This window comes from Streptococcus sp. 20925_1_44 (genome assembly GCF_041432435.1).
Taxonomy (GTDB): Bacteria; Bacillota; Bacilli; order Lactobacillales; family Streptococcaceae; genus Streptococcus; species Streptococcus infantis.
This window is the reverse complement of sequence record NZ_JAPVZQ010000006.1, coordinates 62645-78279: the sequence shown is the minus strand read 5'-3', so window position 1 is coordinate 78279 and position 15635 is coordinate 62645. Positions and strand designations below refer to the sequence as shown.

15 protein-coding genes and 3 pseudogenes are annotated in these 15635 nt (G+C 35.2%); 12 read left to right on the top strand and 6 right to left on the bottom strand.

Annotated elements, in window-relative coordinates; all coding sequences use genetic code 11:
* Nucleotides 1–52: 52 nt before the first annotated feature.
* A pseudogene (locus tag O3643_RS07885) lies at nt 53–289 on the top strand (hypothetical protein); the annotation flags it as partial.
* Nucleotides 290–585: 296 nt separating this feature from the next.
* Here O3643_RS07885 and O3643_RS07880 read toward each other — a convergent pair.
* The 6 genes and pseudogenes from O3643_RS07880 to O3643_RS07855 form a co-directional block, all read right to left on the bottom strand.
* Nucleotides 586–907: pseudogene (locus O3643_RS07880) on the bottom strand (transposase); the annotation flags it as partial.
* Nucleotides 908–1043: 136 nt separating this feature from the next.
* Nucleotides 1044–3290, bottom strand: coding sequence for a bifunctional glutamate--cysteine ligase GshA/glutathione synthetase GshB (gene gshAB, locus O3643_RS07875; protein ID WP_254724879.1), 2247 nt, complete (start codon nt 3288–3290; stop codon nt 1044–1046).
* Between the two features lie 551 nt (nt 3291–3841).
* Complete coding sequence (locus tag O3643_RS07870; protein WP_371501021.1) at nt 3842–5059, bottom strand: tyrosine-type recombinase/integrase; 1218 nt, start codon at nt 5057–5059, stop codon at nt 3842–3844.
* A gap of 67 nt (nt 5060–5126) precedes the next feature.
* Complete coding sequence (locus O3643_RS07865) at nt 5127–5387, bottom strand: helix-turn-helix domain-containing protein (RefSeq protein ID WP_371501019.1); 261 nt, start codon at nt 5385–5387, stop codon at nt 5127–5129.
* Nucleotides 5388–5531: 144 nt separating this feature from the next.
* Nucleotides 5532–6881: a hypothetical protein gene (locus O3643_RS07860; protein ID WP_371501017.1), complete on the bottom strand. Its 1350-nt coding sequence runs from the start codon at nt 6879–6881 to the stop codon at nt 5532–5534.
* Between the two features lie 435 nt (nt 6882–7316).
* Nucleotides 7317–8327, bottom strand: a complete 1011-nt coding sequence (locus O3643_RS07855) for a site-specific integrase (RefSeq protein WP_371501015.1) — start codon at nt 8325–8327, stop codon at nt 7317–7319.
* A 1000-nt stretch (nt 8328–9327) separates the two neighbouring features.
* On the opposite strand from O3643_RS07855, the gene O3643_RS07850 reads away from it, so the two are divergent.
* From O3643_RS07850 to O3643_RS07800, 11 genes and pseudogenes are all read left to right on the top strand, one after another.
* Entirely contained in the window at nt 9328–9552 is a 225-nt protein-coding gene (locus O3643_RS07850; protein WP_303953366.1) for a hypothetical protein, read from the top strand.
* 173 nt (nt 9553–9725) lie between these two features.
* On the top strand, nt 9726–9902 hold the full coding sequence (locus O3643_RS07845) for a hypothetical protein (RefSeq protein WP_314945010.1): 177 nt from the start codon (nt 9726–9728) through the stop codon (nt 9900–9902).
* A gap of 6 nt (nt 9903–9908) precedes the next feature.
* The gene (locus O3643_RS07840; protein WP_314945015.1) at nt 9909–10355 is read left to right on the top strand and encodes a hypothetical protein; all 447 of its coding nucleotides are present in this window, start codon (nt 9909–9911) and stop codon (nt 10353–10355) included.
* A gap of 258 nt (nt 10356–10613) precedes the next feature.
* Nucleotides 10614–11015 carry a hypothetical protein gene (locus O3643_RS07835; RefSeq protein ID WP_006149445.1) on the top strand — a complete coding sequence of 134 codons (402 nt, stop codon included), beginning with the start codon at nt 10614–10616 and terminating at the stop codon, nt 11013–11015.
* A 5-nt stretch (nt 11016–11020) separates the two neighbouring features.
* A complete protein-coding gene (locus O3643_RS07830; protein ID WP_006155532.1) occupies nt 11021–11320 on the top strand; it encodes a WXG100 family type VII secretion target in 300 nt (99 codons plus the stop codon).
* Nucleotides 11321–11322: 2 nt separating this feature from the next.
* Nucleotides 11323–12021 (top strand): DUF5081 family protein, encoded by a 699-nt coding sequence (locus O3643_RS07825; RefSeq protein WP_314945021.1) that lies wholly within the window; start codon nt 11323–11325, stop codon nt 12019–12021.
* The gene (locus tag O3643_RS07820; protein ID WP_314945024.1) at nt 12008–12403 is read left to right on the top strand and encodes a hypothetical protein; all 396 of its coding nucleotides are present in this window, start codon (nt 12008–12010) and stop codon (nt 12401–12403) included. The genes O3643_RS07825 and O3643_RS07820 overlap by 14 nt, the downstream gene beginning before the upstream one ends.
* Nucleotides 12400–14271, top strand: coding sequence for a DNA/RNA non-specific endonuclease (locus O3643_RS07815; protein ID WP_314945026.1), 1872 nt, complete (start codon nt 12400–12402; stop codon nt 14269–14271). The genes O3643_RS07820 and O3643_RS07815 overlap by 4 nt, the downstream gene beginning before the upstream one ends.
* Before the next feature lie 9 nt (nt 14272–14280).
* Entirely contained in the window at nt 14281–14727 is a 447-nt protein-coding gene (locus O3643_RS07810) for a hypothetical protein (RefSeq protein WP_314945031.1), read from the top strand.
* A 55-nt stretch (nt 14728–14782) separates the two neighbouring features.
* Nucleotides 14783–14953, top strand: a pseudogene (locus tag O3643_RS07805) (PoNe immunity protein domain-containing protein); the annotation flags it as partial.
* A gap of 324 nt (nt 14954–15277) precedes the next feature.
* A complete protein-coding gene (locus O3643_RS07800) occupies nt 15278–15580 on the top strand; it encodes a WXG100 family type VII secretion target (protein ID WP_314945035.1) in 303 nt (100 codons plus the stop codon).
* Nucleotides 15581–15635: the final 55 nt, after the last annotated feature.

Below are 15635 nucleotides of genomic sequence, written 5' to 3'. Positions count from 1 at the left end.
ACTGGCTCTTTGTAAAATCGTGTTGGTAGAAGTAGACGATTTTTAATTTATTACGGTAGCAAACTGGTTTTTACATAAAGTAATTGATAAACCCAATATAGATCAGAAAGAATTACTTGAAGCTACCGCACAATATAGAAAGTTATTGATACCTGACCTAATAATTAAAGGAGTGGGATTGATTCTATCCTTAATTCTCTATCCTCCGATTATGATGTATAGTGTTTTAATTGCGGCATTTTACATCATAACTTTAAAAACACTATCTGAAAAAAGAGTGAATAACTAAAAAACGGTGACCAAAGTTAGGTGTATTATTTTAACACTTACAGACCTAAACTATTCCCCTATTTATAATCTATTGATTCATATTTTATGAAATTAATCAGTAGATATCGTTCTGAAAAGCCTTGATAATACGCTGTTTTTAGTCCAACTGAAACCCAAACTTTCCAAACCAGGCTTGAAAAAGGCCCGTAAAGCGTCACAATTTAGTAAACGTTAAAACTTATTTACATTTATTAAAAGCATTTCGTATCAAAAATACGAGATGCTTTTTTTCTAGCTTAATTTTACAAATTGGATTTTGAAGGACACCATGGACCTATTTTCAAGTTGATAACGACTACAAATTTGTTCTGGAGACCATGAAGATCGTAATCGCTCTTTAATTTCCTACTTCAATTCACAGGAGTCTAACTCGATTTTCTTCCCTTCTGCTTCGCCAATTGTTCATTGTGTGTTTGTGCTGCTTTTGCAGAGTAAGTGTCATTACCACACTTAATTCTCTTGAGAAGGTTGATTTGTGAACGCCTAATTTTCTAGCTATTTGGCAGGGTTTGAGACCTAATTCTAGGTAAGTCTCTATCTTAATTCGCTCAATTATGGTAATATGATGGTAGCTTATAGATTTCTCCCGTGTTCTGTTTAGTGTGGTTACTTACAGTTTACACGAGATTGGGCTCTATGAGTTTTTTGTTGCACTATATTTTACCATTTATCAAATATAAAAAAGTAAGCTCAGAAAATCTCTGATCTTATTCTCATATCTCTCCAAACAACTTCCGTAAAATTTTCGGTGTGATACGTTGTCCTGGCCCTACGTAAGTATAGGCGTGCAGGTACATGGCAGGATTGAAGTTGAGTTCGATACAGGTGCAATTTGGTAGCTCCTTACTAGCAGGCTTGGTGTAGTCTGGGATAATCAAATCGACTCCACAGGCCCAAGCCCCCATAGCAGTCGCCATATCGGCAGCTAGTTGTTTGTAACTCTCGCCCATCTGGTCAGTCATGTCAATGGAGTCGCCTCCAGTTGAGATATTAGAATTACCACGCAGAAAGGTTTGGCTACCTTTAGGCAAGACTGTATCAGGTGTGTAACCCTGCTGTTCCAACATGAGTAATTCAATATCACCCAGATTGATGATTTCAAGAGGTGAGCGATGGTCTCGACCACGCAGAGGGTCTTGGTTTTTCTTTTCGACTAATTCTCGGATGCTTGAGCTTCCGTCGCCTACGACATTGGCCGCAACGCGGAGCACGACAGCCTCGCATTTTCCATCCAAGATAAAGAAACGGTACTCGGTCCCTGCCACAAACTCCTCGACTAGCACATGGCTATCTTCCGAAAAGGCGATGTCTAGGGCTTTTTCATAGCCAGAAAGGCTTGTTGACTCTTGGAAGATGGAAATGCCTAGACCGAAGTTGGTGGATTTGGGTTTGACAACAATAGCAGAGTTGGCTATTTGTCCGTAGTACCGCAAGGCATCGTCCTTGTTAGCAAATTCTGCTCCCGCAGGTACTGGATAACCAGCCTTGTCCAAAATCTTTTTGGTCACAACCTTATTAGCCATGGCCAGTGGAATTACGTAGTTATCTTTGGATGTCATGTTGCTATTTTTAATGTACTCCACATGGTCACCATGCCAGAGTTTGAGAAATTGGTCTTCCTCATCTAAAATTTCTACGTTCAAGCCCAGCTGAATGGCGTCAAAGAGAATCATTTGGGTGGAGAGTTCCATGTTTTCATAGCCTTTGAGGGCATAAGGTGCTGTCCAAGCATAGTCATGAAAGGCTTGTCCTTGTTGTTGGCCAAATTTTTCAAGGGACCCTTCTTCAACCTGCTCTGCTATTTTTCCAGAAAGGGTCAAACGTGGATCAAGAAGAGAGGCCTCCACCTTAGTGATAAGCTGGCTATAATAGTCATCCAGTCCAAAGTGAGCGACGATGTCCTTCATGGCTGTCACGATAGGTTTAGGGTCAGCCTCTTTAGGAAGTGGTGTGTGGGGATGGCTGAGAGCGATTTGGTTGTTGAGAGTAGCAGCTACTGCCAATTCTTCGTCGACTTGCTCCATGTCGTCTAGCCACAAGAGTGCGAGTGCAAAGAGGTGGGTGGTGTCTAGTGTTTCTTGGCTGATTGCCAGTGGCTCAAAGGGGTTGAGGTCAAAGTTGCGGAACTCTAGATAGGAGATGCCCTTAGTCAAAAAGTCCCGGCTAGTCTTAGCACCGCGTAAACGGATGGCAGAGTAAAATTCTTTTTCAGAGGACAGTTGCCCAGATCCAACAGCGTTTTCGATGTCGGTCACGTATTGCTCCAGTGAAGAGAAGGAAATGTGAACATCGGGGGCATTGACATAGCCGTAGTTGGAGTTACGAATCGACCGCACGCAACCAATTTCATCTGTCAAAAACCCTTTTTCTGCTAGCGGGCTTGCTCCGTAAAGGTAGGTCAAGAGCCAGCGATAACACAAGAAGTTCTGAGCTAACTTGAGATAGAGGGCATTCTTGAAGGTCAGTAAATCGTCATAGTCACTGACTTCAAAGAGCTGCTGGGTCAGATCTTTGCCGAGTTCAAAATTATAGTGAATTCCAGATATGGACTGGAGCAATTTGCCGTAGCGTTCTGCCAAACCAACTCGGTATTGATACTCGTAGTCACTTTCCAACTGGGCAATCTGAATCTCTTCTTCTACAATCACAGGTGGCATGGATAAAGGCCAAAGATATTCTGACTTATCCATTGAGCGAATAGCCACATCGGTGATGGCCCCGAGGAAGCGACGAGCTTCCGTGGTCGACTGTGCTACCGGTGTAATGAGCTCTAGTTGAGGTTCGCTATAATCTGTCTGGATATAGGGATGGAAACTGCGAGAACCCAATTTTTCAGGGTGTGGCGTTTGAGCGACACGGCTTTCAGTATTGATTCGTAGAGATTCGCGCTCCAGACCAAAGGTAGCTTGTAAGATGGGAGTATTTGGGGATAATTTTTGAAATACGTTTGATAGGTTCATGATTGGGCCTCGAAATAACTAGTTTCTCTATTATTTTATCAGTTTGTTAAATAAACTCAACTTTCTGCTACGGAGATGGAGAAGGAAATGCTCGTACGAATTGACTATTTACTTGCATTAAATATAAGCAAAAGCATTAGTAGAAGTATTGAAACTACACCTAATAGTTTTTTCCCCACACTCAATCTCTCATTTCTGTCTTTTTTTCGCAGACAGTTATAAAGTCAGTCAGAACAAGCCTTGTAAGTGTGTAAATTAATTTTTACAGAACTAAACTATTTTCCCTTTTAAAATATATTGATTCATATTTTATGAAATTAATAGGTATATATAGTTCTGAAAACACAAGGTATTGCATTGTTTTTAGTTCAAGTGAAAATCATTCTTGTCAAACCAGGTCTTAAGAAAGCTCGTAAAGCATCACAATTCTCAAAACGTTAATCAATACGATTATATCAACATTTCGAAGCACTTCATGGTTCACACCATGGGGTGTTTTTTTGATTATTTTTAGCAAAATTCACACCACTTTTCACACCAAATTCACACCATTATTTTTTAAGATTACGAAAGGCAATTTCTCCAACAGCCATTGGAATTACATTTGAAGTGTTGACATAAGTCTTAGTTGTAATTGTATCACTGTGAGTGAGTGCTTCAGAAATATCTTCCATAGGGGTTCCTGCCTGTTTAGCGAGTGTGGCTCCTGTATGTCGTAATTTATGAGGGGTTGCATGTGCAAGATCTGGATGACGACGCTTAACAGATTTCATCTTGTTGTTAAGGTAATCAGCATGGAGACAACTGTTTACATTTCCCTTTGTATCAATGTACGTAAACACATACTGTTCTGGAGTCTGCATGATGTTAAATGAAGCCAGTTCAGATTTTTGTTGCTTCTTCCAAGAATTTAACAAGTCGGTAAGTTCTGGTGGAATCGAAAAAATCGTCTTTTTATTCCCTTTAGTTGATTTTCGATTTTTATATCGATCTAAGGCTTGAACCAATTGAATTTGTTGATTTTTGAAATCAATATGTTTCCATTGCAAAGCGTAGCTCTCTGACTTTCTATCTCCTAAAAAGAAGGTAGTATAGAACAAAACATAGTCTTTGAATAGAATTTTTTCAGTCTCTAAATCCTTTTCAAAAGCTGTAAACCATGCTTGAAGTTCTTCTTGAGATAGATATAAATCTTCATCTTTTTTAGATTCCTGTAGCTTGATTTTCTTAGTTGCTTTGATACGGCTAATGGTTTTAGAGAGACGATTAGTTTCGATATACTCTAATTCTTCTGCCCAGTCAAAGATAGAGTTAACGTAGCTCCTGATAACTTTGAAATTTGCATATTCTTCAGCCTTTTGAGTCAATAGATTTAGCACAACTGGCTTATTTTGATTAAGAAAGTCTATTGAATAATTCCCAAGTAAGGGTAAGATGTGTTTTCTAAAAGCAATTTCTGTTCCAACTATAGTTGCTTGAGAAGGTGGTTTAGCAGTAAAAGTAGTCTGACCTGCTTTGTAGGATTCCCACCAAACGTTTTGATAGAAATCTGAAAAAAGGATAGAACCACTATTTTCTAATGAGACTGAATCTCCACTATGAATTTTATCAATCTTATTTTTAAGTTCTAGTTCATATTTTTTTGCTTCAATCCTTGTTTTGAATCGTTTTTCAATCACTTTCTTATCAACACCTAGTGAAGACTTCACTTCCTCAGGAATATAGACACGTAAGCGATAGGTTCCGTTTTTAGTTTTTGTAATAGACATAGTATTCTCCTTTTGAATTGAGCTAGAAAATACCATGGTTACATTATAACAAATGACCATAGAATTTCTACTGCTTTTGTAACCAGCGATTGATTTCTGTTTTGCTAAAGCGAACAGTTTTTCCAACCTTAATGCAAGGCAAGCCTTGCTTAATCCACTTGTCTAAAGTATTGTTGGTTATATTCAAATATTCACAAGTTTGCTTTTTATTTAAAAACTGATTGGTATTTTCATTAATATCTAAAAATTTATCCAGTTCTTTCTTAACAGTATCTGATATTAGTAATTGAAATTGCCGAATCATTTCGTCTGGAATAAATAAATTCATAAATAGTCCCGTTTATTTCTTTCTATTAGATTTAAATTTTTTTAGTTTGTATTTTGTTTTTTAAGTCTTCAAGGGTTGAAGAGTTAAAAAATAGGGAAACGTTGCTGTAGCAATACTTTTCCATTTTTTAAATCAGATTTTATATTAAAATGGTAGATGTGTTTTCCAAGTTTTATTAAAAAAATAATCCAGGAATGAACCTATGTCTTTATCCTTGCTTTGAATAATTTCATTAAAAAATGGATCTTTTTTTTCATTTGTAAAACTAGGGATTTTAAAAGAAAGTAGTTCATTATTTTGATTATCCTTGTAGCAACCAAAATCAAGGATAGTAACAAGAGATAGAGTATTTAGCATTAAGCGAAAGAGATATAGTACTTGCCATGTAATCATAATAGAAAGAAAATAACTTTCATTTTTTAAGTCATTCCTCCTACTTTCTTTAACAAGATTTTTTTTAGTTCTTGCAGAGTTTTTTGGATTTACAAATTCAGATACATCAATAAACAAGAAAATAGATTCATCCAATGTTAATGGATATAAATAATCCATAGCATGATTTAGTTGAGTTTCAAAAAACGTTTTTATATATCCATCTTTACCTTTTTCCTCGTACAATTCTTTTAACTTATTTTGGGTATCTCTTACTGAAGTTTGAACAATTATCTTAAAGTTTGATAATCCTTTCTTAATCACACTATACACAAATGAAGAGAGCTGATCATTATGTAGTTTATCTAAGTCAGTAGTCTTGAATTCACTTTTAATTTTTTTTTCATTCAGTGTTATTTCGTATCTATAGATGCGGTATTTACGAGATACGTTTAATTCAATCTGTTTATTATGTTCTGCTTTTGCTGTTTTATCGTAAAGAACATGCAACAAGTTTTCATTTTTTTTACTTGAAAGAATATGGTGATCTTCATAAGTTGAACATTTTGTATAAACTTTTTTATTTACTTGAGATGTTTTAGATAGACTCCTCAATAATAAATTTCTTGTTTGAAAATGTATAATCGCATCAGTAGCAAATGTAAATGCGATTTCCATTTCATGAACCCTAATAATAGTTGGGATAATCCAAATACCAGTTTTCTGTTTGATTCCTGTTATAACGTTTATTAGTTTCTTTCGTATTGCTGAAATAGAGAGAGTTTCAAAATTGAGACCTCCATGATTCAGCTGTAGTAAGCAATAATTAACAGTATCTCCGTTTTCTTTTTTATAAATTTTTCCAATTTCAAGTCTTCCGAATTCCCTTGATTGGATAATTAAATCTTCTATCTGATTTGAATTGTAATTAAATTTTTTAACTTCACGAGGATTCGTTTTTCTGAATTCTATCAGTTTTTCAATGTCAACAATTAGATTCTCACCTAAGTTAAAAACCATGCGATCAAAGCCCCAGAAGGAATTCATAAAACTAAAACAAGATTGAATTTCTTTCTCATTTAAATGCTTCTGTTCAGTAGAAACTTTAAGTTGTCTTTTCAAGTTTTTAAGGTTTCCTTTCTACTATTATTTTTGATTGAAATTATGTTAGGAAGTATTAGAGATTGAAAAAAAGCAGTTAAATTATTTTAACCGCATTTGTAATTCAATTTACATATTCATTTTTTCGCGTATTAGAAGTATGCCACAAATTTTTAAGAAAATGCCCATTTTTAGGAAAAATAAATTAAAAAATGAAAAAAATTTTTAAAAATAAAAAACACTCAAAATTTTGAGTGCTTAAAAAACGCGTCGTAACAAGGTTTTGAAGGAAAAAGTAAGTTTTTATCTACTTTATTTATTTTTTAAAAAAATTTTTTTATTCTTCATTTAAATTTAGGATGTTGAGAAAAAGATCAATACTTTCAGTACGATTTTTATTTAGTTGAATTTTTTAATTTTAATGAGAGATATATCATAATGTTTGGAAAAAGTTATTTAGTTTGCTTGTGCGATTAACTTATATGCATAGGATTTTTGAAACTCTTCTGGTCGATTGTGTCCGAGAGCGCGTGATACAATTAAACAAGCCTTTCGATCAAGGACAACACCTTTTAATTCACCTCGTAGATAAATTTTTTCTTTTTTATCTTTGATATCTTTGGGATCTCGAGCGACAAGAAGATAAAGACGTTTTGCGTATTCTGCACGATATTTATGAGGTTTTAAAGCAGATGGAGCTTGAAACACACGCTTTTTACCAGCTAGTTTAAATTCTTCAACAAGCCTTTCTAATTCTTCTTTGTCTCGCGTAATAATCGGAATCCATCGGTCTCGTGCTCCTTTTGATTTATGCTTTTTACCAATGATTTTAAGATAGTATCGACCATCTTCACGTTGATGTAGAGAATCACCTGTAATAGCTTTTAATTCATTCTTACGTAACCCAGTGGCAGATACGATTGAGAACCAGCGATTATTTGTTTCTTCAGACATCCTGTCATCATTAGACTTCAAACGATTATTCTTTTTGTCTGCTCGATATCGAATATTCGTTGCAATAAAAGCAGTAGAAGATACACCTAAGACTTTGGCTAATGCTGCTTTATAGGTTGACTGGGTTGGAGCAGAAAGTCCTAATTTCTTACAATGTTCTAAGTATTGATTTACTAAGTCAATCCATCCCTCAATATCGTTAGATTTATCAAGAGCTTCTAAATCTTCGGCAGTAGTTATTGAGGCAACAAAGGAAGCAAATCTGCTCCAGGAACCAGCGTAGTTATGAAGCGTTCGGTCGGTATGGATTAAATGAATGTCCTCTCCCGTTTTTTTGGATTCATTTCGCTTGATACCCTTTCCTTTTTTAAAGCGCGTGACTAGATTAGTTAGTCCTTTTGATTGGACGAATTGTTTACGGCCTTCGAAAGTAGTTAGAGAATCCATCTGTTGTTTCTTAGCTTTCTCTTTAGCTTTTCGTCGATCAGCACGACTACGTCTCTTCTTTGCCATAGTTCTTTCCTTTCTATTGTAGATAATGTGCTTTTAAAGAAGGTCTTAAGAAAATTCTTAAGGTCTTTTTAATTCAAGTTGAAGTAGTGCAGTGACATAAAGCTTGTATTCACTGATGTAGTATCTTCCCTTTGCTGAGGGCGCTTCTTAATTGATGGCTAAGAAGATAACCAAGTCATTTTACAACATGACAAGTTGACTCAATTTAAATAAGATGTAGAGTTCCATCTAACAGATAAAATCTGTTGTTTTTTCTTGTTAGTCTTTTTCAGGTTTAAATGCTCTAAATTTAGCGACCGAGTTAAGCTAGTTTTTGTATTCTATTTTTAGACTATTGTTATTTACTTTCGTTTCTCTACTTTTATTTTTTACTTTGTTACGAACAAAAAACTTTTTTTAAAACTGCTGTTGACATTACTTTTATTATCTACACATTTATTTTTTTTAGTTAATGAAATACAAAACTGGTTCTTTCCTAACCCAGCTAAAACCTGCTGTTTCCACGATAGCTACCTCCTTTCAAACATAAAAAACGTAGCTATATTAGTTACGTCTCTACTCAATCAATTATTTCTATAATATTAGTATGCCACAAAAAACAAAACAAAAAAATCAGGATAAGATTATTTTACGTTATTCACTTTTACATGGTACTGTGTGTTTAGCGTGACTTACACATACGTTTCTGTCAACGCTAAACACACAGAAAAAATCAGAATCTCAAAAAAACTGAGGGATGAGAGAAAGAGGTATAAGTACAAAAAAATTAAGAAATAAACAATACCTTTATCAGTTTTTTTAATTTTTTATTTTTATAATTTGAAATTTGTGGCAGACTATAAGTAAAGATAAAAACAAGGAGGGAACAACTATGTTTCTAAAATATTATTCACTCATTAACTATATTCTTTTTAAAAATCGCAGAGAATTCGAAAACTCATTTGATTGCTATCCGAAAAAGACAGTGTATGAGTTTTATATTAGGGAGTCTACAGGAGGAATGAAAATTAGACAAAAAGAACATAATGCAATTCATGTTAGCCTAGTTTCTAATAGAGGAAGTTATGTTACACTTTACTTAAGAAATTTTACGCCAGAAGATTTGGTGAAAGTGATGATTTCTTTAATCAAGCAAAAGAAAGAACTTGGATATGAAAGGTTGATTTGCTTGTTATCGGAGCTCAAAAATGATGAATCCATCAGTTTACTAATGAAGTTATCCTAAAATAAACACACTGGGACCAGTATCTCAGTGTGTTTTTGTGGTAAATCAAGAGATTATGAATAAAATTGAAATGTCTAGTTATTGAAAAAACGATAACTAGACGTTACAATAAAACATGTGAATTATTTTTTAAAGTATATGATATTAAGAGAAAGTTCGAAAGGGATAATGAAATGAAAACTCCAAAGCTGTATAATGATTTGATCAATGAGAAAAAAATTACCAATGAAATTATTGCAGAATGTGTATATTCTGTGAATAAGCGAGCTAAAAATTATCGTGATAAAATTAAAGAATACAAAAATGGAAGGTTCCATCAGCATTTGGAGAGTAATATTGAAAAAGCGTAAGAGGAAATGGGAAAATACTATCAACTAAAAGAGGAGTTATTGAAAGTATTTTCTCCGACTCTGATTCACAAACAATTCATTGGCGAAGAGAAAAAAAGAGTATATAGTTATGAAAAAAACTATGAGGAATTGTTGAAAGAAAAAATTAATGATATTATTTGGAAAAATAGTTACTATGATTACGATAAAGATATGGAGGTCGAGTTTTTTGATTATCATCTAGGAACAAAAAAATATCTATATTTCTTATATTACGAAATTGGGGAATATAGTTTTCATTCACCTATTACAGAGAAAATTGCTGAAAGGAAAACTAATCTAGAAATTCAAGAAATCGACGAAAATTTCAAAACCCAAGGCTCTAAGATTGAAGGTTTGCTGTCAATGCAATTTGTAAAAAAAGTCTTGGAATTACTTCAAAGCGAAGATTATACAATCGTGAATGAAGAGTAAAACATGAATTGTGCATTCTGTAAACAAATGGTCGAAGAATAAGATGATTAAACCAAAGGATTTAGTTGAATGTTTTATGAGACTAAATCCTTTTTTGTTTGATTTGAATTAGCTAAGAATTATGATACAATAAAGTAAGTATATTTTTATAGTTATAATTCTGTTTTTGGGATTAATATTATCCCCTTGGATTCAATAGAATAGTAGTATTATTTTGTATATTTTGATTAATAAATTTTTAAGAGGAGGCTATTTGTCATGTCTTTTTGGGATGCATGGTTTGGTACACCGACAGAAAAGAAAAGGGAACAATATAGAACCCTATATAATGATTTGAACAGTCAATTAAAAACTTTTAAGGCTAAATTAAAAACGATGGAAGGGAAAGTTGATAGCTATAATAATTCTCGGCCTTCTATGAGTACCAGTTATATTCCAGAGGATGTCTTTAGTGATAGCGAAGGTCGTGTAAAAGGGAAAGTTGATACTGTACGAACTAATCAATCTAGTGATGCAAAGAATTTATCGAGCGCAGTTGATGCAGCTTATGAACGATATAAATACTATGATCGCTTAGCAGAACAAGAGCGCAAAGAGAGAGAAGCTGAAGCGAGACGTCAGGCTGAAGAACGTAAAAATAGAAATAAAAGTTGGAGATGAGTTCTATGGCAGATTTAAAAATAAAATATAAAGATTTAGAAACAGCCATCCAATTATCAAAAGAAATTAATCAAGAATTGACAAGTTCATACCAGACAGTCACTCAATTAAAAACATATCTTCAGTCTGCTAAATGGTCTGGCAAAACTAAGGTGGCTTTTGAATCTTATTTAGACATTGTCCATAAATACCATAAAGATTTGAGATCTATTATGGAGGAACACGAAAAAGCAGTAACAAGTTTGAAAAAATCAATTGATAACTATAACAGTTCATCGGAAGTTGCGTCCATAAAGGGGTTGTAAGTATGTCTAACAAAGAAACATTTTCTATTCACGAACTCCATTATCTAATTGGTGCCTTTGACGGAGAATTGATGCCTGGCTTACCCACTCTAGATGAGATTGTAACAGTTTCTGAGATGGTGTGGACGATGGCCAAAGAAGCTCTTGAAAAAAAGGGATTAGTTAAGGAGGATGGTTCTTTAACAGAATCAGGTTTTGTCATAGTTGAAACTCTACGAGAATATTGTATCGGAACAACATTGGTCATTGTGAATAATTTTTATTTTATGCAATGCCGTGACAGTAATTTCTCTATACTTATAGTAGATACTGGACAAGGATATCAACTTGCCAAGATTAGTCCCATGAGTCGTTTAATTTTACTTCAGGAAAAACTTGCCCTAGTAACAAGGAATCCTATGGAAGACGAAAAGTCTTTTCTAACTGAGGAAAAGAAGATGAATTCCGCTATAGAGGATGCTTTAGCATCCGAACAGGCACTAATGGTACAATATTATCCTTTAGAGCAGATGAGTCAAACCAAACACGCAGAATTACTATTAGCTTCTTTTCTCTTTGTAGAGTGCAATGGAGAACTACTCGGATTTGATGTGAAGAAAGAAGAACTATATAGATTCAGTCAGTATTATTTTCTTGAAAGACTGTATACTTGGTTGAAAATTCCATTTAGGGAGGAGGATTTTGAAAATGGTCTTGATTGATGTGGCTACGATGGATGGTGGCGGTTCTAAAGAAATCGTCATGAATCCGGATGAAATGCAAGCAATTATGCGTTATATCACAACAGTTGAAGTTTCTTTTCAGAACAACTTGGCTCCAAAATTAAAGAGCTTGTCTGAAACGAAATATTATGAAGGTGGGGAAGCTTCAAAAGCCATGGATCACTATGCGGACATGCTCAATAAAGTGAATGAAGTTGGTGACCTATATCGGCGTGCAAATGGTGAAATCTTAAACATGATGGGGCAATGGCTTGAACAAGACGCTAAGTTGAGAGATGATTTCATAAATGGTCTTTCATCCAATCCTAAATTGGTAGAAAATTTAGATAGTCTCGGCATGTTAGGAGGAGGCGAGGAATGACAAAAGATGTAGAACTTCATTCGTCAACTTGGAAGAGTATGAAACAAGCTATAACGGGACTTACTGAAAACGTCACAGTCTCTAGTAGTGGTTATGGGAATTACACCAATGCCCAAGCAGGTCCCTATAGCACCGGGACAACTTCAACCGGATTTGCTAAACGAGTGGAAGACTTGGTCAAGATTTCAGAGAAAGTCCAGCAAATGATCAAGGAAAGGGACACGGATGGTGTTGTCTCTTATACCTACCATGATGAAACCAGTACCGCCCAAACGCTGCAATCCAAACTCTCCACCCTAGAACGCTATGCTGAGAATGTAAACAACTATATCAAGAATAAAATCGACCAACCCTTCTATGAGGCTATGGACAAGGTGGGGGCTAAGCTAGAAGCCCTAAGCATTCAACAGTACAAAACAACAAACAAGGTTGGCTATAAGCGCATCGAGCCTGTGAAAGATCCCTATGGCCATCCTGTCGGCACCAAGGAAGTCACCCCACGTGAGATAGGGATTGATGAACTCTACAAGGTTGACAGTCCCTATAAGGCAACCCTGCAGAAAAGCTATGAGGAATTCAAGAAAAGCAAGGATTATAAAGACCACAAGCTGACCCAGGATCAATATCTGATGGCGATGCATCATACTCGATCTTTTGAGTATGTCTCGATTGATGACGAGAAAGCCAATATAGAGATGTGGCGAGATATCGCTCTTGGAGTAGGAGTGGTTGTCTTGACCATTTTCTGTCCCCCAGCTGGAGCAGTTGCCGGTTTCGTTGTAGCTGGTGCTGATATGTATTCAGCCGCGACTGGTAAGGACTGGGGGACGGGTCGCGAGTTGGATAATACCGAACGAGGCATGCGAGGAGCCTTTGCCTTGCTTGACTTAATCCCAGCCGGTAAATATCTAAGTAGCTTGGCCAAAACAGGAAAGACCGCAGGACTCACTGCTGTTAAGACCAGCCTCAAAACAACTATAAAAGAAGGAGTGGAGCAAGGAGTTAAGAACCTTGATAACCTTAAAGGGATTCTGAAGAGCACTAAGGGGTTGACAGATAATATGATTTCCCAGCTGAAAACCTATGGTAAACAGCTTGATAATCTTCGCCCAAGTAAGATTCTATCGAATTCGGCAGACGCTTTAAGCGATGGTTTACGCCATGCGGATAATGTTCTTAGTGAAGCGGCTCAGAGATTTAGTTTAAATCCCCTAAAACAATTACAACCAGCGACAGGCTCCATTCCATTTGAAGGAGGTAAGCTAACACATATAGCAGATAATATCAGTGCTTTTGCGAAGAATCTAGATGGCAGTGTGGATGATGTGATGGAGCTAGGAGGAAAATCTGGCAGTAGGTTTGGTGGTTCGCAGACCAAACATTGGTTGGAAGATGCTGGTGAAATATTGACAGACGGAAGCCATATGGATGGAAAAGTTCCGAAACCTAATGTAGTATACGAGGCTGGAGAACATCACTATCTTTATCGTACTGATGAGGTTGGTCGTATCGATCGGGCATATGCTGAAGATTTGCAACTAAAACTCCATGAAGGTAGATTACCTCATAATTCAAATACTCCAGATAAAGAAATTGGAGACCATGCAGGGCATATATTCGGAGATTTATTTGGTGGATCACCTGATTTAGATAACCTTGTTTCACAAGCTAAAGATGTCAACTTAAAAGAATATCGCCGTATTGAACGTGATTGGGCAGATGCTTTAAAATCAAATCCACCAAAGAAAGTTGAAGTAGATATTAAAATTAACTACGAGGGCTCTTCAATGAGACCAACTAGTTTTGAAGTGGTGTACAGTATTGATGGTGAGGTACGTACTGAGATAATTAAAAATGTTAATAAATAGGAGAATAAAATGACACAATTTGAAGATAAATTCATGGAAGTTCAGGTTAGCATGATTTCACTAGCAATGGAATATGTCCAAAATCAAGCAGAAAAAGTATACATTTATTGTATCTCTGAAGAAGCATTACTTTCTTTTGATGTTTTTTATAAAATTAATGGAACTGTGACAAAAATGTATGCGGTGAATGAAATTATAAATAAAAAAGTAGACACTTCAAAAAATATGATGGTAGCAGTACAACGGTTTGGTCTTGAAGATATACAGAAATTGCTTGATGTGTGCCAAGAATATGACCGTGAACATCCAACTGAAATGTGGTTGATTTATGATGCCAAGAAAAACAGTCTTGATAGTCGCTATAGTTATGAAGGGCGTTATGACAAGGATGAGGAATTGATTCCACGTCTAGAGTTTGAAAAATGGTTTGAGGAAGTAAAAGAAAATCAGCTATAGTATTTATGGGAAGGCTATTAATTTACAGTTCTATACTTTTTATAACTGACTAGTATTTTGGTATTATAGTCATTCTGATGAACCTTGGTAAAGAATACCTAAGTATGACAATAGATATTATTATGATTACTGGAGTTTTGACACCTTCTCAACTTGTAAGATCAAAGGAATCTACGACGAATGCTTGAAAGACCTATTGTATTTCCCATATGATCTTCTAGTCCAAGAAAACTGGGGGAATCCAGTTTTTATCAAACAGGTAATCTTCTTTTTCTTCACGTTAACAAGGACATCCACAGCATGGATGAGGTCTTCAAGCAAAGATGGATTATATCGGAGGTTGAAAGCAGAAAAGTATGATAGAAAGCTTATTTATATGGTAGAATTTTTAGTTTAAATATGCGTTGAATAGGTTTTAATAACTTATCTCGTCAAAATAATTTTTGTTAAAAATACTTGTATCTATTATTTAATATAATACTTGCGTAAGTATTGGAATAATGTTAAAATAATAATGTAAAAAATAAAATAAAAACATAGAGGTAGAAATATGTCAGACCAAATTCGTGTATCCACCGAAACCCTTCAATCACGTGCGCGTGAATATGGAAAAGCTGCTAATGATATCAGAGTTATTTTGAATAATCTTCAGCGTTTACAAAATACTTTACGTACAGAGTGGGAAGGTGCAGCCTTCCAAGGTTTTGAAAGACAATTCCTTGAGTTGAAACCAAAAGTTGAAAACTTTGCGGACTTGATGCAACAAATCAATACACAACTTGATAAGACTGCTGAAGCAATGAAACAAAATGACCAAGCTTTATCTAAAAACTTCGGCATTCAAAACGGTTGAGGTTAAAGTTGAGGATTTATCCTCAACTTTTTTACTATGTTTACCTAAGGAGAAA

Coding starts and splice junctions, on each gene's coding strand:
- O3643_RS07865 (WP_371501019.1), bottom strand. CDS start 5,387: ATGAATTTATTTATTCCAGACGAAATGATTCGGCAATTTCAATTACTA.
- O3643_RS07835 (WP_006149445.1), top strand. CDS start 10,614: ATGTCTTTTTGGGATGCATGGTTTGGTACACCGACAGAAAAGAAAAGG.
- O3643_RS07850 (WP_303953366.1), top strand. CDS start 9,328: ATGAAAATTAGACAAAAAGAACATAATGCAATTCATGTTAGCCTAGTT.
- O3643_RS07840 (WP_314945015.1), top strand. CDS start 9,909: ATGGGAAAATACTATCAACTAAAAGAGGAGTTATTGAAAGTATTTTCT.
- O3643_RS07855 (WP_371501015.1), bottom strand. CDS start 8,327: ATGGCAAAGAAGAGACGTAGTCGTGCTGATCGACGAAAAGCTAAAGAG.
- O3643_RS07800 (WP_314945035.1), top strand. CDS start 15,278: ATGTCAGACCAAATTCGTGTATCCACCGAAACCCTTCAATCACGTGCG.
- O3643_RS07820 (WP_314945024.1), top strand. CDS start 12,008: ATGGTCTTGATTGATGTGGCTACGATGGATGGTGGCGGTTCTAAAGAA.
- O3643_RS07825 (WP_314945021.1), top strand. CDS start 11,323: ATGTCTAACAAAGAAACATTTTCTATTCACGAACTCCATTATCTAATT.
- O3643_RS07815 (WP_314945026.1), top strand. CDS start 12,400: ATGACAAAAGATGTAGAACTTCATTCGTCAACTTGGAAGAGTATGAAA.
- O3643_RS07870 (WP_371501021.1), bottom strand. CDS start 5,059: ATGTCTATTACAAAAACTAAAAACGGAACCTATCGCTTACGTGTCTAT.
- O3643_RS07810 (WP_314945031.1), top strand. CDS start 14,281: ATGACACAATTTGAAGATAAATTCATGGAAGTTCAGGTTAGCATGATT.
- O3643_RS07830 (WP_006155532.1), top strand. CDS start 11,021: ATGGCAGATTTAAAAATAAAATATAAAGATTTAGAAACAGCCATCCAA.
- gshAB (WP_254724879.1), bottom strand. CDS start 3,290: ATGAACCTATCAAACGTATTTCAAAAATTATCCCCAAATACTCCCATC.
- O3643_RS07845 (WP_314945010.1), top strand. CDS start 9,726: ATGAAAACTCCAAAGCTGTATAATGATTTGATCAATGAGAAAAAAATT.